The 21959-nt window shown below is 50.1% G+C and carries 19 protein-coding genes; 15 read left to right on the plus strand and 4 right to left on the minus strand.

Annotation, left to right across the window (positions count from 1 at the left end):
* From NP589_RS12405 to NP589_RS12425, 5 genes are all read left to right on the plus strand, one after another.
* Positions 1-2637 (plus strand): glycosyltransferase family protein (locus tag NP589_RS12405; protein WP_256607281.1); only part of this gene is annotated, 2637 nt, incomplete at its 5' end.
* 35 nt (positions 2638-2672) lie between these two features.
* Positions 2673-3776, plus strand: a complete 1104-nt coding sequence (locus NP589_RS12410) for a radical SAM protein (protein WP_256607282.1) — start codon at positions 2673-2675, stop codon at positions 3774-3776.
* A gap of 64 nt (positions 3777-3840) precedes the next feature.
* Positions 3841-5013: a glycosyltransferase family protein gene (locus tag NP589_RS12415; protein ID WP_256607283.1), complete on the plus strand. Its 1173-nt coding sequence runs from the start codon at positions 3841-3843 to the stop codon at positions 5011-5013.
* 140 nt (positions 5014-5153) lie between these two features.
* A complete protein-coding gene (locus NP589_RS12420) occupies positions 5154-6206 on the plus strand; it encodes a DegT/DnrJ/EryC1/StrS family aminotransferase (RefSeq protein ID WP_256607284.1) in 1053 nt (350 codons plus the stop codon).
* Positions 6196-7101 (plus strand): NAD-dependent epimerase/dehydratase family protein, encoded by a 906-nt coding sequence (locus NP589_RS12425; protein ID WP_256607285.1) that lies wholly within the window; start codon positions 6196-6198, stop codon positions 7099-7101. The genes NP589_RS12420 and NP589_RS12425 overlap by 11 nt, the downstream gene beginning before the upstream one ends.
* Here NP589_RS12425 and NP589_RS12430 read toward each other — a convergent pair.
* From NP589_RS12430 to NP589_RS12445, 4 genes are read right to left on the minus strand one after another with little or no spacing between them, the layout of a single operon-like run.
* Positions 7098-8222 carry a radical SAM/SPASM domain-containing protein gene (locus NP589_RS12430; RefSeq protein ID WP_256607286.1) on the minus strand — a complete coding sequence of 375 codons (1125 nt, stop codon included), beginning with the start codon at positions 8220-8222 and terminating at the stop codon, positions 7098-7100. The genes NP589_RS12425 and NP589_RS12430 overlap by 4 nt on opposite strands.
* Positions 8219-9919 (minus strand): carbamoyltransferase C-terminal domain-containing protein, encoded by a 1701-nt coding sequence (locus NP589_RS12435; protein ID WP_256607287.1) that lies wholly within the window; start codon positions 9917-9919, stop codon positions 8219-8221. The genes NP589_RS12430 and NP589_RS12435 overlap by 4 nt, the downstream gene beginning before the upstream one ends.
* Positions 9916-11001, minus strand: a complete 1086-nt coding sequence (locus tag NP589_RS12440; protein ID WP_256607288.1) for a class I SAM-dependent methyltransferase — start codon at positions 10999-11001, stop codon at positions 9916-9918. The genes NP589_RS12435 and NP589_RS12440 overlap by 4 nt, the downstream gene beginning before the upstream one ends.
* Entirely contained in the window at positions 10991-12109 is a 1119-nt protein-coding gene (locus NP589_RS12445) for a glycosyltransferase (RefSeq protein ID WP_256607289.1), read from the minus strand. Before NP589_RS12445 ends, NP589_RS12440 begins: the two co-directional genes overlap by 11 nt.
* Positions 12110-12258: 149 nt before the next feature.
* Here NP589_RS12445 and NP589_RS12450 point away from each other — a divergent pair, with 149 nt between their 5' ends.
* From NP589_RS12450 to fliD, 10 genes are all read left to right on the plus strand, one after another.
* On the plus strand, positions 12259-12960 hold the full coding sequence (locus tag NP589_RS12450) for an acylneuraminate cytidylyltransferase family protein (RefSeq protein WP_256607290.1): 702 nt from the start codon (positions 12259-12261) through the stop codon (positions 12958-12960).
* Positions 12957-13937 (plus strand): NAD-dependent 4,6-dehydratase LegB, encoded by a 981-nt coding sequence (locus tag NP589_RS12455; protein WP_256607291.1) that lies wholly within the window; start codon positions 12957-12959, stop codon positions 13935-13937. Before NP589_RS12450 ends, NP589_RS12455 begins: the two co-directional genes overlap by 4 nt.
* Entirely contained in the window at positions 13930-15108 is a 1179-nt protein-coding gene (locus tag NP589_RS12460; RefSeq protein WP_256607292.1) for a LegC family aminotransferase, read from the plus strand. The genes NP589_RS12455 and NP589_RS12460 overlap by 8 nt, the downstream gene beginning before the upstream one ends.
* Complete coding sequence (gene neuC / locus NP589_RS12465) at positions 15105-16277, plus strand: UDP-N-acetylglucosamine 2-epimerase (protein ID WP_256607293.1); 1173 nt, start codon at positions 15105-15107, stop codon at positions 16275-16277. Before NP589_RS12460 ends, neuC begins: the two co-directional genes overlap by 4 nt.
* The gene (gene neuB, locus NP589_RS12470) at positions 16274-17341 is read left to right on the plus strand and encodes an N-acetylneuraminate synthase (protein ID WP_256607294.1); all 1068 of its coding nucleotides are present in this window, start codon (positions 16274-16276) and stop codon (positions 17339-17341) included. Before neuC ends, neuB begins: the two co-directional genes overlap by 4 nt.
* Positions 17338-17985: an acetyltransferase gene (locus tag NP589_RS12475; protein WP_256607295.1), complete on the plus strand. Its 648-nt coding sequence runs from the start codon at positions 17338-17340 to the stop codon at positions 17983-17985. Before neuB ends, NP589_RS12475 begins: the two co-directional genes overlap by 4 nt.
* A 3-nt stretch (positions 17986-17988) precedes the next feature.
* On the plus strand, positions 17989-19041 hold the full coding sequence (locus NP589_RS12480; RefSeq protein WP_064007967.1) for a nucleotidyltransferase family protein: 1053 nt from the start codon (positions 17989-17991) through the stop codon (positions 19039-19041).
* 127 nt (positions 19042-19168) lie between these two features.
* Positions 19169-20020, plus strand: coding sequence for a flagellin N-terminal helical domain-containing protein (locus NP589_RS12485; RefSeq protein WP_064007966.1), 852 nt, complete (start codon positions 19169-19171; stop codon positions 20018-20020).
* Between the two features lie 63 nt (positions 20021-20083).
* On the plus strand, positions 20084-20521 hold the full coding sequence (locus tag NP589_RS12490) for a flagellar protein FlaG (protein ID WP_256607296.1): 438 nt from the start codon (positions 20084-20086) through the stop codon (positions 20519-20521).
* Between the two features lie 27 nt (positions 20522-20548).
* Positions 20549-21946 carry a flagellar filament capping protein FliD gene (fliD, locus tag NP589_RS12495; RefSeq protein ID WP_256607297.1) on the plus strand — a complete coding sequence of 466 codons (1398 nt, stop codon included), beginning with the start codon at positions 20549-20551 and terminating at the stop codon, positions 21944-21946.
* Positions 21947-21959 lie beyond the last annotated feature (13 nt).

The following is a 21959-nucleotide window of genomic DNA, read 5'->3' on the forward strand; positions in this document are numbered from 1 at the left end:
GGCAGGATGCCGGAAGCGACCGCCGCACAGGGACGTGCCAGTGTCGCGGGAGGCAGGATGCCGGAAGCGACCGCCGCACAGGGATGTGCCAGTGTCGCGGGAGGCAGGATGCCGGAAGCGACCGCCGCACAAGGATGTGCTAGTGTCGCGGGAGGCAGCATGCCAGCAACAGCCGCCGCCCCCGGTTTGCAGGTGGATGTTTATGGCCGCTATTGGGATCAGGACCCCGAGGTGGCGGCGTATTATCGCGGCGAGTTGCAACATGGCGTGGCGGTGGCGGATGCTTATCGTTCGGCGCGCTATGCCTTGGTTTGCCATCCTTTCGAAATCAACTCCCAGCGCCTTGCCGAAGTAGCCGCCTGCGGCTGTATTCCGCTGGTATACGATTGCCGGGATGTCGCCGAGCCGCCGCATTGGGACGAGTATTGTCTGTTCTTCAAAACAGCCGAAGAATTGCAAAATATCCTGCGTCAGCGCTTGCAGCCGGCCAAGCCGCCGGAGGGCCTGGCCCGACAGTTTACGTATAAGGCCGCAGTCCGGCGTTTAATCGATTTAACCGATTTACGCGCGCTGAGCAATAGTGAGCATATCAGAGCACCGGAGCCGGACCCGGTAGTAGTTTTGCCCGCACTTTGTGGCGAGAACGTATTGCTAATCAATAGCTTGGAGTCTGCGCAGCAAACCTGTCTTGCCAATCTGCAAAACAATCTGTTGTGCCTGGCCGAATACCGCCCTGAGTTAGGCCAAGCCTTACTTGCCGCCTGGCCGCGGCAGCAGATAGCCATCACGGTCGAGCAAGCTATCGCCGGTGAATATTGGCGGATTTCGGTGGAGACGGATGGCAAAGAAAGCTATCGGCTCGACAATATTGCACTGCTCGAGCATAAAGGCTTGATCGATAACAACGTTGCTGAGATGATCCGCGAAAATACCTGCTGCTATGCTTTGGTGGGCTTGGGTTCTGGTTACGAGTTATTGGCAGCATTTAATACGACTGCTCTACCGATCACCGAGATGGCAGAATTTGAAGTACCCGTTTATTTGATCGAATCCAAGCCGGAAATATGGCTATTGAATCTGTTATTGCATGACTTACGGCCTTTATTGCTTGCCCCGCGTGTGCGCATTTATAACGATGAACATGTTGAGGCCGATTTATTTGTCGAGTTTTCGAAATTCGAAGCCGCCGTACCGGACGTGTTGTTCAATCTCGATCCGCAAGCGCAGATTGCGGCAGAGCGAGTTTATCAATTATCCATGGCAGCCAAGCAAGATAAAGCCGAGCGGCATCTTGTAAATTTGCAGCAAATTGCTGATTACTATCGCGGTATCACAGCAGATGAGTGGCGGCGGAAATTTAGTCCGGAACACGTCGGCCAACTGCGCGTGCTGGGGTATATCTCGCGTTTCTCCAGTTTTCTCAAATACTGCATGCGCGACTGGCTGGACGGTTTCGAGCGTTCGGGAGCGACGATCCGCTTATGTAGCGAAACTGAAAATTATTACTTGAGCAATATCGAGCATTTGCTAGACGAGATTAATTCTTTCAAGCCGGACATTATCCTGACCATAGATCATTTTCGGCATGAGTTTGCCGGCATTCCCGAGTCCGTGCCATTTGTAAACTGGATACAGGATATGTTGCCCAATATCACGGGTAACACACTGGCGATGGCTAAAATGGATTTTACCTTCGTGTTTTCTCAACATTGGCTGGCAATGAACGGCGGATCTTTATACAAAGATTTTCCGGTCGAGTATCTGCCTGTGGGATTCAACGATCAGTATTATCATCCGCAGCAGACCAATGCTTTCGAGTACGATTTTCTGGTGATCAGTCATTTAGTCGATGCGGAACGGACGTTTTTAGCGTTTGAAAATGTTTCCTCCGAACATTGGCGTTTCGATCATCATGAAACTGCGCTATTGGATCAGGGAATATTCGAGCGTGCCGAATTAGTCGACATCTACCGATGCGTAATCGCTTATCTGCAAGGATTGTCGGCCAACCAGTTTCATCAGCTCAGGGTAGATAGTCAAAGTGACGGCTTTTCCGCCGTCGCGGCCTTGTTGAAAAGCCAAGGTGTTTTGGTGGACGCTGCGGCAGTTAATTTATTGCTGGCTGGAAGTTCCACCCGGTTTCATTTTGACTATTTGCTGAGAATGAAAACAGCGCCGATTGCCGCGTTGATCGATGCCGGCTTGAATATTAAATTGGCGCTGTATGGCAGAAATTGGGACAGATTTGACCGGTTTGCGCCTTATGCCAAAGGTATTGCCGACAACGGCGAATTTATTAACCACCTAATGAATTGCTCGAAAATCTGTTTTAACGGCAGTCCGGGGACGACGCTACATATGCATGCTTTGGAAATAATGGCGGCTGGCGCATTCATGCTGTCCCGGGCCATCTACAAAGATGGCGCGCCACTAGCCGATTACTATGACGAGCATGAAGTGGCCTATTACAACGATGAAGCCGATCTCGTCGAAAAGGTTAAGTATTATCTAGCCAACGGCGAAATACGTAGGAAAATCGCCGAGCGAGCCTATGAAAAAACTGTCGGGTTATTTTCTTATCAGGCTATTTCAGGGCGGGTTTTGGATGCTATATGTAATAGATTCGGTGCTAATTAGTCGGTTAGTGTATTTCAGGATAGCGGAGTAATGGCATGTTGATGAGTGGTCAAGAGTTTGGCGAGTTATTGGGGGTTAAACCCTTGCCAAACTTACATCTGGAAATATCACTGGGCTGCAATATCAGTTGTGCAATGTGTACTTTTCACGATAAGTTGAAAAAATTCCGAGTGATGTCCGCTGCTCAAGTTAAAAATTTGAAATCGGGTTTCGATTATTTCGGTCAAATTCATATTGGCGACGGTAGCGAACCGTATATCAATCCGGATTTATTCGAAATCGTCGGATATTTAAACGATATGGGTGCCAAAGTTTCGGTACAGACTAATGCCAAATTGATTAGGACTACCGCCGATGCCGAGAAATTGGTTAAATCCGGATTGATGCTGTTGTCGCTCTCGGTCGACGGCGTTGACGATGCTACGGTGCGCAAAATCCGTGGCGGCCTGGGGTTTAGCGAAATTTCCCGGGCTATAGATTTAATCAACGAGGCTAAATTGCGTTTGAACTCAAGTACTCCGCATTTGGCAAGTAACGCTGTTGCCATGCGCTGTAATTTGGATGAGTTGCCGGACCTTGCGCGCTATCTACTCGATAACGGTTTTTGCTCGTTTCGCATTGGTTTTTTGGAGCTACGGCAACCTAATAACGACTTGGTCGGAGAACTGCTGATTTACGATATTCCGAAGGCGATAGAGACTGTGGCGCGGGTCAGAAAACTTGTGGAGTGCCATCCAAAAGCTATGCATTTTGATGACAGTATTTTTCAAGTCGGCGTTGGTTTGTTACGGCGCGAACAATGCACCGGATATCAGGACAGACTATACGTCAATCATGCCGGCGATCTTTGGACCTGCTATGGCAAACAGAAATTAGGCAATATATTCGAAAATGGTCTGGAAGGGCTGATAGTTTCCGATACTTACGCCACTTATAAACGACAAGTGACCGAGCCGGGAAATCCGATATGTCAGGCTTGCACTTTTTGCCAGATTATGTCCTTGGATAAAGTAACCGATCATTTCGGAAAGCCAGCGCTGGAGTATTATTCTCTTGAGAAAATAGATGAATCCATTATCTATGCTAACTCGGGTGGTGAAGTGAGAAACTTTTGGCGAGATGCGGTTTTAACCACCTAAGCTATTTTACAAACATAATAAGAAGCAGACTGGATAGTCGTTAAATAAGTCAGATATTACCGGAATGATTAAGCATATTTCTATTTTCATGCCCACCGAAAGTGCGTTTCATCGGCGGCTGTTCCGCTTTATAGGTTTAGCGTTTCAAAAGCAGGGCTTACTAGTCAGCGGGGCTTGCAGACTATTGAACGAGCTGGAAATAAGGGATTGGGTCAGGGAGAAAAAACCTTGTGCTATTTTTGAAATGAACCGGGTTAAGGATGAAATTCCGGTATTGCACGAGCTGAATATTTTACATATTTCCTGGGTGGTCGATATGCAAGGCCGTTGTGAAAGTGACATTACCGGTAGTGATATTACCTATGCCTTGGACCCTGGATGGCTGGTAAATTTTAATCCTGGCGGATATTTGGATTGGATGCCGCCCGGTACCTGTATTGAAACCTATTTTCCTGAAAATATTGAGAGCAATAGCAATACTGAGTTCAGCTTTGTTGGTCATATTCCTCAACCGTGGACGACACAAGAATTATCCAGGGTTTTGCATCCGGATAATCAGTGTGTCACGTTTGAGATGTTGCTCAAACGATATAGCGACTATATGGATATCAATACCTATTGTGAGCAAACTCACGAGTCCTGCGTCGGTATAATTGATCGAATGACAACTGAATTGCTGGGGTATTCGTGCGAGTTGAGTGACGATATTTATTACGATCTACTAATTCGTATAAAACGCATGAGTAATCGTACCGAATTGATTGACTTTGCATTGCGGTATTCCGAGTCAATTGCTATTTACGGTAGTCAGAACTGGCGTGTCTGGAGTAAGTATCGGCAGTATTATCGTCGTTTTATAGAGAATCCGTTGGAACTCAACAGGGTTCATCAAAAATCCAATATCAATTTGCACGACGGCATTTCCTTTCATTTTCGCGCCATCGATTGCATGGCCTCGGGCGGATTGTTGATGTGGTATGACTATCGCGATGGCGATAAGTACGATAGCTATAATCCGGGAAGAGCAATTTATACCCGCGGACTTTCGGATTTTTTCACGCCGCAATTTCATTATTACGAGTTTAAATGGCTGGATTTTGACGATGTTTACCAGCAATTGAAAAGTATCCGCTATCAAGGCAGTCATGCGCAAAAGCAAACGCTGGAGCTCATTAAAAATCATCATACTTGGGGTGTCCGCGCCGAGCAGATTCTCGAGCATATTCAAGCGTTGTAGTACGTCCGGACTAGTTATTAATTTTTAAATTGAATCGCGACCGAGTGTTAATAGATTATTCAAAAAAAACTTTACAGGAATATCACGTTAGTGCTGTTCCCTTCGTTGGGCTTCAGCAGGAGTTTGCCGAACGCCGACAAATGTTGACTGCCGCTTTCGAGTCGGTAGGGTCTTCCGCCAGCTATATTTTGCGAGATGACGTAAGAGCGTTCGAGACGGCCATCGCCGATAAACTGGCGGTGAAGTTTGCGATTGGCGTCAACAGCGGTACCGACGCATTGTTTTTAGCGTTGAAAGCCTTGGGTATCGGTGCCGGCGACGAAGTGATAACCGTTGCGCATACTTTTGTCGCAACGCTGGCGGCTATTGTGCATTGCGGCGCCAAGCCGGTGCTTATCGATATAGGCCAGGACTTTAATCTAGTGCCCGATGCTTTGCGGGCCGCAATTACGCCGGCTACCAAGGCGATCATTCCTGTGCATATGAATGGCCGTTGTTGCGATATGCCGGCTATATTGGCAATAGCCGATCAGTACGGGGTGCCGGTGCTCGAAGACGCAGCCCAGGCGCTGGGAGCGCATATCGATGGTCGGTATGCCGGCAGTTTCGGCCGATTAGGTGCCTTTAGTTTGCATCCGATGAAAAATCTGCATTGTTACGGAGACGGCGGATTGGTGACCACTAACGATCCGTTACTGGCGGAGAAAATCCGGATGCTGCGCAACCACGGCCAGAATGAAAACAAGGATTTGATGGCATTTGGTTTCAATTCCCGGCTGGATAATCTGCAAGCAGCCTTGTTGAATGTGAACTTGCGATATTTTGCGGACGATATTGATAGACGTCGGCAGATAGCTGTTCGTTACCATGCCGGCCTTAGCGATTGCCAAGCTGTGCGTTTGCCCGTTTCCAGTCAGCCCACTGGGTATTTTGATGTGTTCAGCGCTTATCCGATACTTTGTCGAGACCGGGATGGGTTGATCAGGCATTTGCAGTCGCGCCACATCGAGTGTTTCGTGCATTGGCCGCAGCCCTTACATCTAAATCCGCATTTGCAGTTGGCACCGGTTTCTCTGCCAATGACCGAACAGGTGGCCCGAGAAGTGTTGTCATTGCCGATACATCCATTTCTGGACGATGCGCAATGCGATTATGTGATTGCGTCAGTCCGGGAGTTTGCCGGTGGCCGTTAATTATTTCATTACCGGAATCTGCGGCTTCGTCGGCAGTGAACTGGCTATCGCCTTGGCGAAAGCAGGCTATCGGGTTGCGGGCGTGGACAGAATGATGCCGCACGCCGACACGGCCGGCGAGTTTGCCACGCTAGGCATTCGGTTTCATCATTTGGATTTACTGGACAGGAGTGGCTTGACTCCGTTACTGACCGATATAGACATTGTGGTGCATGCTGCTGGAGTATCACGGGTTAGCGATGCTCGAGCCAACCCGATGGACTGCATCAACTCCACGGTTCTGGCTACGACCAACTTGATAGAGTTACTCGCCGGAGCGGCTCGCAAGCCATTGATTATCTATCTTAGCACCCGCGAAGTCAGCTACTACGATACTTTGGACGATACTCAGGTCAATGTCGATCACATCTACGCCATATCCAAAAAATCTGCCGAACAATTGTTGTTGGCTTTTGCCAATAGCTATGAGATGCCTCTAGCGATTTGCCGGCTGTCGGATGTTTATGGTGGAAAGCGCGATCACGTCAACAAATTGTTGCCGACGTTTGTAAAACGCGCCAAGCAGAATCAGGCGGTTAGGGTGTTGAATAACCAAACCCGCTTTCATTTCACCCACATCCAGGATGTCATCGATTCGATTTTGGATATTGTCATGCTGCTGCAAACATCAGGACATAGGCAGCGGTGTTTCGAATTATGGTCGGATGAGTCATACACCGCTGAAGAGTTGGCGGCTTTGGTTGTATCCAGTTTTAAGTCCAACTCGCGTATCGATTACGCTGTGCACGGTGTGGCGCAGGATATCGGGCGGATTCGGCTTGAATCTCGGACCTGGCAGTTCTCACCCAAATTTAGTCTGAAGGACGAATTGAACCGCCTTTCGGAAAGTTATTAGCCGGGCGGCTCTGAAAGATGTTGTCTTAGCCGGTAGCTTAGCCCTGAAAGCCCATCGACCTGAATGGATTTGCTACTGCTGTAAGCCGCCAGGTCTGCAAATCTATCCAGCAAACTATAAATATCGTGCAACGGATAGCGGAAAATGTTTTCGTCGGGGTAATCGCCTTGCAGCGCAGCAAAATTCAAGTCAACTTTTAAGTCATCAGCCAGATCTATGGCGGTGCGCATCTCAGCCAAGGTGCTGTTCATCACCACATAGTTCCAACGGACCAGTTTGCGGCCGCTCCGATTAGTCGCTTGAGCCGACGCCAGAATCCGCAAGGTCGCCATCACTTGCCGATAACTCAGCCCGAGCCGTATTTTTTCGAATGTCGATTGCTGAACGCCGTCTATCGACAGCAGAAAAAACACAGGATTGTCATGGTCGGTCAGCGCGGCAATCCGCTCTTCGGTCAGCAGGCTGCCGTTGGTGATCACATATTTGACGAGATCGGGATTGTCGGTCGTGTCGAATTGATGCAGATAATGGAAAAAGCTCTTGCTGCTGAATACCTCGCCGCCTTGCCAACGGAATACTTTGGCTGTTGCTCGCAGTGTTTCCAGTTTTTGCAATATTTCCTCCGAATGCCGCATGTCGCTCATGTGCGGTTGCGGACACATTATGCAGTCGGCATTGCAGCGTAATACCGGCTGAGTGTCGACATAGATTGGTAAGCCGGACAGCACTTGCGCCTTGTCGCTGTATTCGGCGATGACTGTGGCGATATTGCGCTGCAGGTCAGACTCTGTTGTGGGCAGCTCGAAGTCCAAGTTAATCAATTCGTTCGCTGGCGGCGGCTGATCCGGTGCGTCCTTGCGGCCACGCAAATAGGGACACTCGATTTCACAGCCGGCGGCTATGTAATCTCCCTCTGCTATCAGTCTTCGCACAGTTTGTGCGGCGTCCGAATTCCAGAGTTGCTCGATACTGTGTTGATGAATATTACCGAAGCGGCTACGGTTTTGCGGGCAGCAGGTGGCGTGCCCTGCGGCGTTGATCCACAGATCGGCCCACGGGTGTATGCAATGATGATGCTCAGCGGTATTTTGCAACTCCGAGAATGTCGCCGGTTTGTTCATTTCATACCGTCTTGTGAATAACTCAGAAACAGATTGGGTGGGCTGAATACCCAATCAACGGCACCATGTGCGAGCGCTTTGATGATGTCTTCGGCACTGTTAACGATGGGGTCTTCGTGCATATTGAAAGATGTATTTAATAGGCATAGCCCACCTGTTTTTTTGTGCCAGGCCATCAATAAATCATAAAAAAATGGGTTGGCTTTCCGGGTGACGATCTGCGGCCTGACGGTGTGGTCTACATGAATTGCTGCGGGTGAATTTAAGCTGAACTCAGCGGTAACCGGAAAACTCAGCGTCATAAATTCAGCGGATAAACAGGTGTTCTGATAATTTTGTAGGCAAAGGTCCGCTAGGTCTTCCGCTATGCTGGGTGCAAAAGGCATGAAATCATCGCGTTGCAGGCTATGATTGATTTTGGCAGTGATATTTCTATCCCGCGCCGAGGCCAATATACTTCTATGCCCTAAGGCCCGGGGGCCGAATTCGCTGCGACCCGATACGAGGCCGACGATAGCCTGGTTCTGCAGAATGCTTATCAGCTTTTCGATTGCATTGACTTCAACCACAGCGCGAACGCCATGTTTGAGCCAGGCATTGGCATCGGTCGATAATTCGCACTTTGGACCCAGATAGACATGATCCAGTAAGGTCGGAACTTCCGCCTTACTCAACAAATAATGATAAACACTGCCGGCACAGATGCCGGCATCGCTCATGGCTGGATAGACGAATACCTCGTCGACGCAGTCTAACTGACGGATTTTCTGGTTCAACTTAACGTTGGCAAAGACGCCGCCTGCCAAGCAGATTTGCCGCAAGCCGGTGGATTTGGCATGTTTTTCGATTAAGCGACAGACGATATTCTCCAGCTGTTGCTGGGCGGCGGCGGCCAGATCGTCGCGTTTGAAGCGCGCAGCTTTTTCGGTCAATGCCGCCGAATAATTGCTGAAAAACGGCGTGTAGAGTTCGCCGAACGCCGGACAAATGACCTCATCCTCCAAACGTATGATTTGCCCGATAAAGTCTTGCGCGGCTTGCGGATCGCCTAAAGCGGCCAAGCCTGTGACTTTGCCCTCATGGCGATTGGCGCTGAAGCCGCACAAATGGGTGATGCGGCCATAAAAATAACCCAGGCTGCGCCAACTAGGGCTGGCGTAGAGTTCTTCGATACCGTTGCTGCGGTCGCCGCGGCTAATAGTCAGCGATTTAAAGTCGCCGCGGCCGTCGGCGGTCATCACCAGCGCCTGGGCAAATGGCGATGGTGCAAAAGCCGCTGCCTGATGGGATTGGTGGTGGCTGCAATTGTGAATCGGCGTATCTGGAAACAGGTCGCGGATTGCCGCGAAACATGCCCGGCGTTTGGTTTTGTCGATTTGCCGCTCGGTTTCGACGCGCTGCCTGATGATGGCGAGAGTGGTTTCGTCGGTAGTGGTTTCCGCTGACAGTAAGCTGTCGATATAGGCTTGTTCGGCATCGCTGTCAGCAAAGTCTTGACTGAATCCGTAACAGATCAAGTCAATATCGTTGCACAACAAGCCACCTTCTTGCAGGATCCAGGCTATTGAGTGCGCGGGAAAACTATCGTCAAATTTTTTGCGAGTTAAACGTTCTTCACTCACCGCCAAAACTATTCGACCATTCTGAAACAGGCAAACGCCGCTTTCGCTGCCGGAGGTTATGCCCAGTATATTCATTGCTTAAGCCAGTCGCGGAAATAGGTTAACGAGGCGTCTAATTGCGCGATACGCCAATCCGCCAGCTTGGGATTAGGTGCGGCATCGGCGATTTGCCCGCGATAGGCATCGACGCCGCTGTGCTTTCTGACCAAAAAATACAGTGCTACGAGTACGGTGGCCGCGTCGCGCTTGGGGTAATGGCTAAGGCTTGCCAAAAGCTTGGTCAATTTGCCGGCCAACTCGGCGATTTCCGGTGTAGGCAGAGCGTTCTCGGTAAGGGCTTGGCCGGTTGCGATCAGCCGGTTGCTTGGGTTGATCGCGATAGGGTCGTCTATATGCCATTTCACGCGAAAGTTTTCATCCTGATCCGAGAAATCGAAGTCAAATGCCGCAGCCGAACACTGCCATTTTAACTGTAGTCGTTCGGCATCGGCGATGAATTGCTGTGGCCGAAATGCTAGCCATTGCGGGGTCAACAGGTCATCAATCAAGTCGCCGACAAACTGATTGTCCAGTGCGTATGGATGTAACAGGCGGTAAGCGCTTAGCAGCTGTTCCGGCGTTAATCTGCCGATGCTGGCGGTTCTTAACATCGCCACCAGCCAGCGGCTCCAGGTCCCGGCGCGGTAAACCCTGAATAAAATGTCGCTGTTTGCGGCCATGTTCGGCAATAGTTTACTTAGAAAGCCTTCGCGGTCTGCTAGGTGATGATAAACCCCGGCGACGAAGGCCAGATCAATGTGATGCGCGGAACCCAGCGAGCTGCTGATATCAGCTTGTTCACTGATAATATTTTTTATGCCGTTTTCAGCGATGTAACGATTTAGAAAATCGACGTGTTTGGCATTGATATCCAGGTGGTAAACCTGCCGGCAACCCAGTTCCTGGAAGACGATGGCCTGCCAGCCCGAACCAATATCGAGTATGGTTTTGTCGCGGAGTTGTTCTATCGAAATATCGAATTTGGCCAGTTCGGAGCAAATTCTGCGTCGATACTTTTGCAGAGTCTGGTGTGGATTGGCGTGGATATGGCTGTGTACATGTTCGGCGTAAAACTCGGTCATAGCCAACTGTGCCGGTGGCTCGGGATCAGACCACATGGTAATAGTCCTTGATGATCTTGGCGGCACGCTGAGTCCAGGTATGTTTGGCCTGGATTTGTTGGGCGGCGTTGGTGACGATTATTTGTCGAGCCTGTGCGTCGTGCAGATATTTCTCGGCATGTTCGGCAAAATCGTGTTCCGAAAACGGCACGTAATGCACGAAAGGTTCGAAAATTTCCAGGATGCCGCCCTCCGCTTTATCGTCCGGTGTCCGCTTTACGAACATCAGGCCACCGGCCGACATGGCATCAAATACCCGAAAATGCGGGCCAACACCTTCATGCAGATTCAATTTGGTGGACTGATAAATTTGCTTTAACTCATAACTGTGGTCGACAAAGTGATGATAGTGAGGGCGGTATTGCGGCCAGTCCTTCCAATTTTCCGAGCCGTAAATTCTCACAGACGCCGAGTTTTCCAGGACTAGCGACATCAACTGATGACGATTTCGGAGCCTGATCATGCGACAACCCAGATCGTAGCGTAGCCTTTGATCGGCGATCTCCACCGTATGGCCGTAACGTTCTTCGATCAATTGGTAGGCAGAGTTTAGGTAAGTTATGTTCTCAAAGTTTTCGAAACTGATGTTTTGCCAATAATCGATCAGTTCGTCGTGCAGCCTGCCGAAGTTGATGGGTTCTTGTTGATATCGGCAAATTTCTCGCGACAACTCTTCCTCGGTCCAGGGTTTGGGAATATGGCCGACAAACGAAAAATCCGAGAGTGCTTGTTGCGGTTGAAAGTTATAACTAACTTCGCATGTGCCCGGCGGTAACCAGTCAACCAAGCCACCGTCAGCAGTAAATGCGCGCTTCCAATTGCCGCCGAAAAAATAGGTTATGTCACTGCCATGGTAGTAATCTACGGTATGGCCCAGGGTGTCGACAATCCAGGCAATATGCTTGATGTGGGCCGGCAGATTGGGTAAGGCACTGCGGGCACGGTTCATTTCAAAGATCAGATCGGGTTTGAACTGATGGCAAAATTCCAGCAGGCAGGGTTCGTCATAATGGCTGACGGAGGCAAACACCTCGACGTTGTGTTGTTCCAGGCCTCTTTTTAAACCGAATAGTAAAGATAAGTAGAATGTGTTGGCGCGAGGCATGAATATTGCCGCGCGTAAGCGTCGCGAAGTCATAATTGCAGCGTATCAAATCCAGTTTTGATGGGGCCGATTGCGGACCCGAAAGCTAAAGCAGATTGGTCTATTCTTATGTAGAGTTCCAATTTTTCAGGACAAATTAAACCACGGGAATGCAAATTAACACACTCGTTGTCGTTCCGGCTCGGGGCGGCTCTAAAGGCTTGCCGGATAAAAATATTAAGTTACTCGGCGGCAAACCGTTGCTTGCCTGGACCGCGCATGCCATAGCGCAAGCTGGTTTGACCGGTTGTCTGAGCATCTTATCGACCGATTCGCAGAAATATGTAGAGGTGGCCGCGCAAATAGGCCTGGAAGCGCCATTTATTCGTCCCGATGATTGCGCGACGGATACCGCATCGGCCCTCCAGGTTGTAGAACATGCTTTGCTTTGGTTTCAACAAGCGTATGGCTATTTACCGGACCAGCTAATGTGGCTACAACCGACGTCCCCTTTCCGTTCCCCGGCTATAATCCATCAGGCGTGGACCATGCTGGAGTCGGGAACAGCCGATGCGGTGGTTGCTTGCAAAGAAATCCACCGCGACTTGAGCACACTGTTTCGTTGCGATGCCGGTTTTTTGTCGCCGCTGAACAAGGCTACGCCGGTCCAGACTACGCGTCAGCAGGTCCAACCCTTATTGACACCCAATGGTGCGATGTATTGCTGCAAAACCATGCACCTGCTCGAACATAAATCGTTTTATCCCGAGAGAACCGTGCCGCTGATTATGAATACGATCCAGAGTCTGGACATCGACACCGAAGAAGACTGGGCTATCGCGGAGGCTTTTATTAAACAAGGACTGGTATGAACAAGGTTTTAGTCACTGGCGCCGACGGTTTTATCGGCTCGCATCTTACGGAAATGTTGGTGGCGCGCGGCTTTCAGGTGCGGGCGCTGGCGCAGTACAACTCCTTCAACAATTGGGGTTGGCTGGAGGATGCGGCCTGTAAACAAGAGATTGAAGTGATTTGCGGCGATGTCCGCGACCCGCAGTTTTGCCGGCTTGCCTGCCGTGATATCGATACCGTGTATCATCTGGCGGCGTTGATCGCCATCCCGTATTCGTATCAGGCCCCGGACAGTTATGTCGATACCAATGTTCGCGGTACCCTGAATATTTGCCAGGCGGCGCGGGACAATGGCGTCGCGCGAGTGATTCATACCTCTACCAGCGAGGTGTACGGCACTGCGCAATATGTGCCGATAGACGAGAAGCATCCGTTACAACCCCAGTCGCCCTACAGCGCGTCGAAAATCGCTGCCGACGCAATGGCGATGAGTTTTTTCAATGCCTTCAATCTGCCGCTGACCATAGCTCGGCCGTTCAATACCTATGGCCCGAGGCAATCGGCGCGGGCGGTGATTCCGACTATCATTACCCAGATTGCCAACGGTAAAAAACAGATCCAGCTCGGCGATGTTTCACCGACCCGCGATTTCAATTACGTGGAAGATACCTGCCGGGGCTTTATCGCCTTGGCCGAAGCGACGCAAGCCATAGGCGAAACGGTCAATATCGGCTCCAATTTCGAAATCTCGGTTGGCGATACGTTAAATATGATTAAAAGTATCATGGGTAGCGATGTCGAGTTTTTGGTTGACGAGCAAAGGCTGAGGCCGGAAAAATCGGAAGTGAACCGCTTGTGGTGCGACAACAGCAAGATCAAGCAACTGACGGATTTTGCGCCACAAGTGAGTTTGGAAGAAGGTTTGCGCCGCACCGTGGCTTGGTTCGGCAACGCAGACAATCTGAAAAGATACAAAGCGGATATTTACAATGTTTGACAGTTTTATCCGCCTGGTCCGCGAGATTTATCAAACTAATGATTTTATTCCGCTACACGAGCCGCGCTTTGCCGGTAATGAAAAACAGTATTTGCTGGATGTGATCGACAGTACTTTCGTGTCTAGTGTAGGCCCTTATGTCAGCCAATTTGAAACCAAAATAGCCGAATACACCGGAGCGAAGCATGCGATTGCCACTGTCAACGGCACTTCTGCGTTACATGTGGCGCTGTTGTTGGCAGGCGTTAAGCCGGGCGAAGAAGTGCTTACTCAAGCTGTGACCTTTGTTGCCACCTGCAACGCGATTCATTACTGTGGTGCCGAGCCGGTGTTTGTGGATGTTGACACGGCGACGCTGGGGTTATCGGCGCAGGCGCTGGCGGATTTTCTCGTCGAATTTGCCGAATTGCGTGGGGATGGCGTCTGGAACAGACTTAGCGGCAAGCGCATAGCCGCTTGTCTGCCCATGCATACCTTTGGTCATCCGTGCGACATGGCTGGGTTGTTGCGAGTCTGTGGAGGGTATGGGATTCCTGTCGTCGAAGATGCTGCCGAAGCGTTGGGCAGCTTTATCGTAGGGGCGAATTCATTCGACCAATCGTCGGAGATCAAGCAGGCGAAGCACTGCGGTATTTTCGGCAAGTTAGGTGTGCTGAGTTTCAACGGTAACAAAATCATCACCACCGGCGGCGGCGGTATGATACTGACTGATGATGACGAGCTGGCTCGGCAAGCCAAACATCTGACTACCACCGCCAAACTGCCGCATGCTTGGAAATTCACGCACGATCAAATCGGCTACAACTACCGGATGCCTAACCTGAATGCAGCGCTGGGGTTGGCCCAACTCGAGCAGATGCCCTTATTTGTCCAGCGTAAGCGCGAACTGGCCGAACGTTACATTACCTGGAGCAGGCAAGCCGGCGTCGAGTTTGTCCAGGAACCAAACGGCGCGCAGTCGAATTACTGGCTAAACGCACTATTGCTCAACGACGCTGGCGAGCGCGAGCAGTTTTTGACCGACAGCAACGCTGAAGGGGTGATGACTCGGTCGTTATGGGAGTTGATGGCCAACTTACCAATGTACAGCCATTGCCAGCGTGACGGTTTGCTGGAATCCCACCGCTTGGCGCAGAGACTGGTGAATATTCCCAGCAGCGTGGTGTTATGACGGCGCGTAAAATTTGCGTGGTGACCGGCTCGCGCGCCGAGTATGGCCTGTTGTACTGGTTGCTGAAAGAGCTTCAGGCCGACACCGAGCTGGAATTGCAATTAGTGGTTACCGGCATGCACTTGTCGCCGGAGTTTGGTTTGACCTGGCAACAAATTGCCGCCGATGGTTTTTCAATTTCTCGCAAGGTGGAAATGCTGCTGTCGTCGGATACTCCGGTCGGGATCAGCAAAGCCATGGGTTTGGGGCTGATTGGCTTCGCCGATGCGCTGGCCGAGTTAGAGCCCGACTTGCTGGTGGTGCTGGGTGATAGGTTTGAGATTTTTGCTGCGGTTCAAGCGGCGATGAATCAACGCATACCCATTGCACATATCCACGGCGGCGAACTTACTGAGGGGGCAGTGGACGATGCGATTCGCCACGCCATCACCAAAATGTCTCATCTACATTTCACTTCAACCGAGATTTACCGGCAGCGGGTAATTCAACTCGGCGAGCAGCCTGACCGGGTATTCAACGTCGGCGCGCCAGGTTTGGATAATGTTTATCGCTTGCCGTTGCTGGATAAAGAGCAACTGGAACAGGTACTCGATTTTAAGTTTGGCGCACATAATTTGTTAGTCACCTTTCATCCGGTCACATTGGAAACGGCTACCGCTACCGAGCAGTTTGAGCAGTTATTGGGGGCTTTAGATGGCTTCGACAATCTGCATATCATATTTACCCACGCGAATGCCGATGCTGATGGCAGGGCTATCGCCGGGATGATAGAAGATTATCGGCAACATCATGCGGATCGGGTGGCGAGCTTTGTTTCCATGGGCTCTCAGCGCTATCTGTCCACATTGCGGCTAGTCGACGCTGTTGTTGGCAATTCTTCCAGCGGTATTTTAGAAGCGCCGGCATTTAAGGTTGCCACCGTTAATATTGGTGATCGCCAGCGGGGGCGAATCTGTGCGGATAGCGTATTACATTGTGCGCCGTACACCGGCGCGATCCGCGATGCATTGTTAAAAGTGTTTTCCGGGTCGTTTGCCAATACGTTGGCGCAGCTTGAAAACCCGTATGGTCGAGGCGGGGCATCGTTGAAGATTAAAAATTTACTCAAACAGACACCTGTGGATGGGCTACTGAAAAAGCATTTTTACGACTTAAAGGTGATTGAATGAGCGTTTTCATCATTGCCGAGGCGGGGGTTAATCATAACGGTTGCTTGCAAACCGCGATGCAACTGGTCGAAGCCGCTGTGGCTGCGGGTGCCGATGCGGTGAAGTTCCAAACCTTCAAAGCCGAGAAACTGGTCACCCAGTCGGCAAGCAAGGCCGAGTACCAAAAACAAACCACGGGCGCGGCCGAGAGCCAGTTAGAGATGCTGCGCAAGCTTGAGTTGAAATATGAGTTTCATTTCCAGTTGCGAGATTATTGCCGGCGCCAAGGCATTGAATTTCTGTCGACCGCGTTCGATATTGATAGCTTGGCGTTTTTGGTGAACGAGCTTGGAATATCCAGATTGAAAATTCCGTCCGGCGAAATTACCAATGGCCCGTTTTTGCTCGCCCATGCCCAAACCGGCAAGGAGATTATTGTCTCTACCGGCATGTCCACTTTGGGTGAAGTAGAAGCAGCGCTGGGGGTGTTGGCGTTTGGTTTTTTGGGTTGGGAACAACCGTCCTGGGAGGCTTTTCAACAGGCCTATAGTGCGGAGGCCGGTCAAGCCGTTTTAAAAGAAAAAGTCACTTTGCTGCATTGTACCAGCGAATACCCAACGCCTATGGCTGATGTGAATTTGCGGGCGGTGGACGTATTGCAACAGGCTTTTGGCTTGCCGGTTGGTTACTCCGATCACACTGAGGGGCTGGTGGTGCCGATTGCCGCTGTCGCGCGCGGTGCGGTATTGATCGAAAAGCATTTCACGTTGGATCGTCGTCAAAAAGGCCCTGATCATCAGGTTTCGTTGGAGCCGGACGAATTGAAACAAATGGTGCTGGATATTCGCGCGGTCGAGCAAGCGTTAGGTCGGCCTAGCAAAATGCCGCAAGCCGTGGAGTTACAAAATCGCATTGTCGCTCGCAAAAGTCTGGTTGCAGCTGCTTCTATAACAGCCGGCGAAAAATTCAGTGCCGAAAATTTGACAAGCAAGCGGCCTGGAACCGGGTTGAGTCCGATGGAATATTGGCGATTGCTCGGCCACACCAGCCACCAGGATTATCAGACGGATGATTTGATCGAATGAGCAAGCCGGTTATTTTGCTAGGTAGCGGCGGTCATGCCCGTGTTCTGTTGGATATGTTGCGGCGTCTGGGTGTTGAGGTGCTGGGCGTCGTCGATCCTAATCGATTGGCGGGCAGCGAGTATTTGGGTGTGAACATCCTGGGCGACGATTCGGCGATATGGGCTTATCCGGCGGATAGTGTTGAGTTAGTCAATGGTATCGGATCTTTGCCTAGGGACGCCGGTCTGCGCGCGGCTTTATTCGAGAAATGCCGTGCGCAGGGTTATCGTTTTCGCACGCTGATCGATCCGCACGCTTTTACGGCGACCGATGTAGTGTTGGCAGAAGGGGTGCAGCTGATGGCAGGCGTCATTATTCAGTCAGGCGCGGAAATTGCTGAGAATTGTATTGTTAACAGCGGGGCGATAGTGGAACACGATTGCCGGATTGGTTGTGATGTGCACATAGCACCAGGTGCGGTGTTGAGCGGTGGGGTGGAATTGGGCGATAAAGTGCATATCGGCACCGGTGCGACCATTATTCAAGGCATACGTATCGGTTCCGGTAGTGTAATTGGCGCAGGCAGTGTGGTGACTCGAGATGTAGGATGCAGCAGGATCGTCTATCCGGCCCGTTCACTTGTACAGGATTTGCAACAGGATTAACAGATGAGACAGCATTGGCAACAGGTATTGATTCGACCGGAAGCGACATTGCGGGCAACTATCGAGGTGATTGATCGCGCGGCGTTACAGATTGCCTTGGTGGTGGACGAACAAGAGCGGTTGCTGGGAGCTGTCACGGATGGTGATATCCGCCGAGCCTTGATTCGGGGATTATCCCTAGAGCATCCTGTTGGCGAGGTAATGAATAAGCGCCCGAAAGTTGCCGCCTTGCAGGATAGCAAAACCCAGTTGATTGCGATGATGGAAGGCCATCATCTCTATCAATTGCCTGTGGTGGACGATCAGGGCCGGGTGGTGCGACTGGAATCGTTGCAAGCACTCTACAAGCAGCCGACGTTTCCGAATCCGGTGTTTTTAATGGCGGGAGGATTCGGTACCCGTTTACGACCTTATACCGACGATTGCCCCAAGCCGCTTTTGGAAATTGGCGGTAAGCCGATTCTGGAAACCATTATCGAAAATTTCGTCAAGTCAGGTTTTCGGCAGTTTTACATCGCCGTGCATTATCGGGCGCAGCAGATAAAAGACTATTTCGGTGATGGTGGGCGTTGGGGAATCAAAATCGATTATATCGACGAGACGGAACCAATGGGTACGGCCGGCGCGATTGGCTTGATGCCGGACAATCTGCCCGACGTGCCGCTGATCGTGATGAACGGCGATATTCTGACCCAGGTCGATTTTTCCAGATTGCTGGCCTACCACAACGAACAACAAGCCATAGCGACGCTATGCGTGCGGCAGTACGAGTACCAAATTCCTTACGGCGTGGTTACTTTGGAGCAGCAACGTGTCATCGGTATCGAGGAAAAGCCGTTGCAAAGTTGTTTGGCCAACGCGGGAATTTATGTGCTGGATCACAGTTTGATCAACAGTATCGCGGCCGAGAAAAAGTTGGATATGCCGACTTTATTGAACCAGCAAGTGGCTCGAGGCGAGACAGTATCTATGTTTCCGGTCAATGACTACTGGCTGGACATTGGCCGCGAAGCCGATTTTTTAAGAGCACAGGGCGAGTTCGCCCAATATTTCTGAATTAGAGGGTTAAAGTTCTCCAAACCCGGGCCGATACATCATTCGAGTTTGAAACAAATCTTTTTAATTCAACACAACACAAAATTTTCGAAGCGCTGAACGTTCTCGAAATTTGGAGGGTAGCATCATGGCAATGGTAATCAGTACAAACGTCAATTCGTTGAACAGTCAACGTTTTTTAAATAAAACCAACGATTCGCTAGCGACCTCAATGGAGCGCTTGTCATCTGGTTTGAGAATTAACTCTGCACGGGACGACGCGGCCGGTCTGGCAATCAGCGATAAAATGACATCTCAAATCCGTGGTATGACCGTAGCGGTCAGAAACGCCAACGACGGTATTTCGATGGCGCAAACAGCTGAGTCCGGAATGGGCGCCGTTACCGAAACTCTACAACGGATGCGTGACCTTGCCGTCCAAGCTGCCAATAGGGCCGCAGTAAGTGGTTCAGACCGTGATAAGCTGCAAACTGAATTTAAGCAGCTCGGTCTTGAGATTAAAAGGATTATTCAGAACACCGAATTCAACGGTAAGAAAATTCTGAACGGTTCGTTGGCGGGTGCCAACTTCCAAGTGGGTGCTAATACTACGACCGACAACCAAGTATCTGTTACTGTTTCTAATTTGGAAAAAGTTAATAGCCTTAGTGCCTTGTTTGGGGCTGCTGGTTACTCAATCGGATCGGGTGCGGCTTCTGCTAAAGTCAGGTCAGCAATATCAGCTATTGATAGTGCCATTAAAAAGATCGATACTTTCAGGTCAACCTTGGGTGCGATTCAAAACCGGTTTATGACTACTGTTGCTAATTTGCAGTCTTCCATAGAAAATCAAAGCGCTGCTAGATCCCGGATCCTGGATACCGATTTTGCAACTGAGACATCCAATTTGAGTAAAACGCAAATTTTGCAACAAGCTGGTACAGCGATGTTGGCGCAGGCTAATCAGTCCGGTCAGTCCGTGTTGAGTTTGCTAAGGTAGTTTTGATAGGGAGGTTGCGGATCGTAACCTCCCATTTAATACGAAAAGCATAAGGTGAATGTCATGAACAGTGAGATTTCAAATGTGTTAAAGCTATCTCCCGTGACTGTTGCTAAAGCCGATAAGCAAACGGATGAAAAATCATTTGCGGGTGCCAAGGCCGACGCTGAAAAGCGTAGCCTTGGTGTTTCCGCTTTGCAAAGTGATTCGACTGTGTCCTCTTCAGTTTCGAACCAAGAGCAGGACAAACAGAATGAAGCCAAGCCTTCTTTCGATTCGGTGAAAAAAGCTGCGGATAAAGGAAATTCGCTGCTTCAATCAGTTAACCGCAATCTCCAATTCAAAGTAGACGATTCAACTAAAGAACTAGTGGTGAAAGTTGTCGATAGTGAAACAGGCGATGTTGTGCGGCAAATTCCCTCCGAAGAAATGCTGGCGTTTATCAGAAGAATGCAGGAGTTGGATGGTCAACAAGGCTCTATGATTCAGGATCGTGCTTAGTAAGTTAGTCGGATTAGGAGAGGTGTCATGAGCATAGTGTCGTCAACGGGTATTGGTAGCGGTATCGATATTAACTCCCTAGTAACTCAATTAGTGTCGGCTGACGGGCAGCCGGCGCTAAACGCTATTCAACGACAAGAAGACTCGGTAAATACTAGGCTGAGCGGGATCGGTAGCTTGAAAAGCGCGTTGTCGGATTTTCAGACTGCGGTAAACAAACTCAAAGATGGAAATCTATTCAAAACGCATAAAGCTGCGTCTGCCGACGAGTCAATCTTAAAAGTTGCCGCTGGCGCGGGATCCGTGGCCGGCTCTTATGCCCTGGAAGTTACCCAGTTGGCAAAGGCGCAAAAATCTATTTCGGCGGAGTTTGCCAGCTCGGCTGCCACCGTTGGCACGGGATCTTTGACTATTGCTACCACAGCGGGTGTCTCGTTCAACGTGACGGTTGGTTCCGGTAATAATACGTTGACAGGCATAAGAGATGCCATCAACAACGCTTCCGGTAATACCTCCGTTACCGCGAGTATCGTTAACGTCGACAACTCTACCGGCACAGGTACAATTTCCAAGTTGGTCCTCACAGCCAAAAACTCCGGACTTGCAAACGCATTTACCGTGACGGGTAGCGACGACGATGGAAACAACACCGATACCACCGGATTGTCACAGGTTTTCTCCTCCAATTTGAGCGCTCAGGCGACCGCAGCAGACGCTATTATTAAAGTCGATGGTCAGACCGCAACGCGTAGCACCAATTCGATAACCGACGTAGTACAAGGTCTGACTTTAGACTTGAAATCCGCTCAAGTGGGTACCAAGGTGAACGTTGATGTCAGCTTGGATAATGAAGCTATCAATAAAACTCTGACAAGTTTCGTAACCGCATACAACAAGCTACACACGACTGCCAAAGATTTGGGTAAATACGGTGGCGGTTCCAGCGGTAGCAGTTCCGGAAACGGCGCGCTAATCGGCGACGCCACACTGCGTTATGTGAACTCACAGATCAGACAAGATTCGACAAATCCGGTTTCGTCCTCGACCGGGAATTACAATTCATTAGCCATGATAGGCGTGAAGATAGATAAAGATGGTGTGATGTCATTGGATAGCACGCAGCTTAACACTGCATTGAGCGCCAGTTTACAGTCGGTCAGCGATGTGTTTTCGTCGTCTGACGGTGTGGCGACTCGGCTTTACTCAAAATTGGATAATTTGTTGCAATCGGGTGGGCCTTTGGATAGTCAGCAAACATCGCTGAAAAAACAACTGTCTACCTTGGGAGATCGCAGAGCCGATGTGCAGATTAGATTAGATAATCTACAAAAAACATTGCAAAAACAATTTACAGCGATGGACGTTACAGTCGGCAAATTTAAATCAACCGGTTCTTTTTTAAGTAACTGGATCAACAATTTGTAATATAGAGGTTTTT

It is taken from the genome of Methylomonas rosea (genome assembly GCF_024505055.1).
Taxonomy (GTDB): domain Bacteria; phylum Pseudomonadota; class Gammaproteobacteria; order Methylococcales; family Methylomonadaceae; genus Methylomonas; species Methylomonas rosea.

Coding starts and splice junctions, on each gene's coding strand:
- NP589_RS12475 (WP_256607295.1), top strand. CDS start 17,338: ATGAGCAAGCCGGTTATTTTGCTAGGTAGCGGCGGTCATGCCCGTGTT.
- NP589_RS12455 (WP_256607291.1), top strand. CDS start 12,957: ATGAACAAGGTTTTAGTCACTGGCGCCGACGGTTTTATCGGCTCGCAT.
- NP589_RS12435 (WP_256607287.1), bottom strand. CDS start 9,919: ATGAATATACTGGGCATAACCTCCGGCAGCGAAAGCGGCGTTTGCCTG.
- NP589_RS12460 (WP_256607292.1), top strand. CDS start 13,930: ATGTTTGACAGTTTTATCCGCCTGGTCCGCGAGATTTATCAAACTAAT.
- neuC (WP_256607293.1), top strand. CDS start 15,105: ATGACGGCGCGTAAAATTTGCGTGGTGACCGGCTCGCGCGCCGAGTAT.
- NP589_RS12450 (WP_256607290.1), top strand. CDS start 12,259: ATGCAAATTAACACACTCGTTGTCGTTCCGGCTCGGGGCGGCTCTAAA.
- NP589_RS12445 (WP_256607289.1), bottom strand. CDS start 12,109: ATGCCTCGCGCCAACACATTCTACTTATCTTTACTATTCGGTTTAAAA.
- fliD (WP_256607297.1), top strand. CDS start 20,549: ATGAGCATAGTGTCGTCAACGGGTATTGGTAGCGGTATCGATATTAAC.
- NP589_RS12485 (WP_064007966.1), top strand. CDS start 19,169: ATGGCAATGGTAATCAGTACAAACGTCAATTCGTTGAACAGTCAACGT.
- NP589_RS12490 (WP_256607296.1), top strand. CDS start 20,084: ATGAACAGTGAGATTTCAAATGTGTTAAAGCTATCTCCCGTGACTGTT.
- NP589_RS12440 (WP_256607288.1), bottom strand. CDS start 11,001: ATGTGGTCTGATCCCGAGCCACCGGCACAGTTGGCTATGACCGAGTTT.
- neuB (WP_256607294.1), top strand. CDS start 16,274: ATGAGCGTTTTCATCATTGCCGAGGCGGGGGTTAATCATAACGGTTGC.
- NP589_RS12480 (WP_064007967.1), top strand. CDS start 17,989: ATGAGACAGCATTGGCAACAGGTATTGATTCGACCGGAAGCGACATTG.
- NP589_RS12420 (WP_256607284.1), top strand. CDS start 5,154: ATGTTGACTGCCGCTTTCGAGTCGGTAGGGTCTTCCGCCAGCTATATT.
- NP589_RS12410 (WP_256607282.1), top strand. CDS start 2,673: ATGTTGATGAGTGGTCAAGAGTTTGGCGAGTTATTGGGGGTTAAACCC.
- NP589_RS12415 (WP_256607283.1), top strand. CDS start 3,841: ATGATTAAGCATATTTCTATTTTCATGCCCACCGAAAGTGCGTTTCAT.
- NP589_RS12430 (WP_256607286.1), bottom strand. CDS start 8,222: ATGAACAAACCGGCGACATTCTCGGAGTTGCAAAATACCGCTGAGCAT.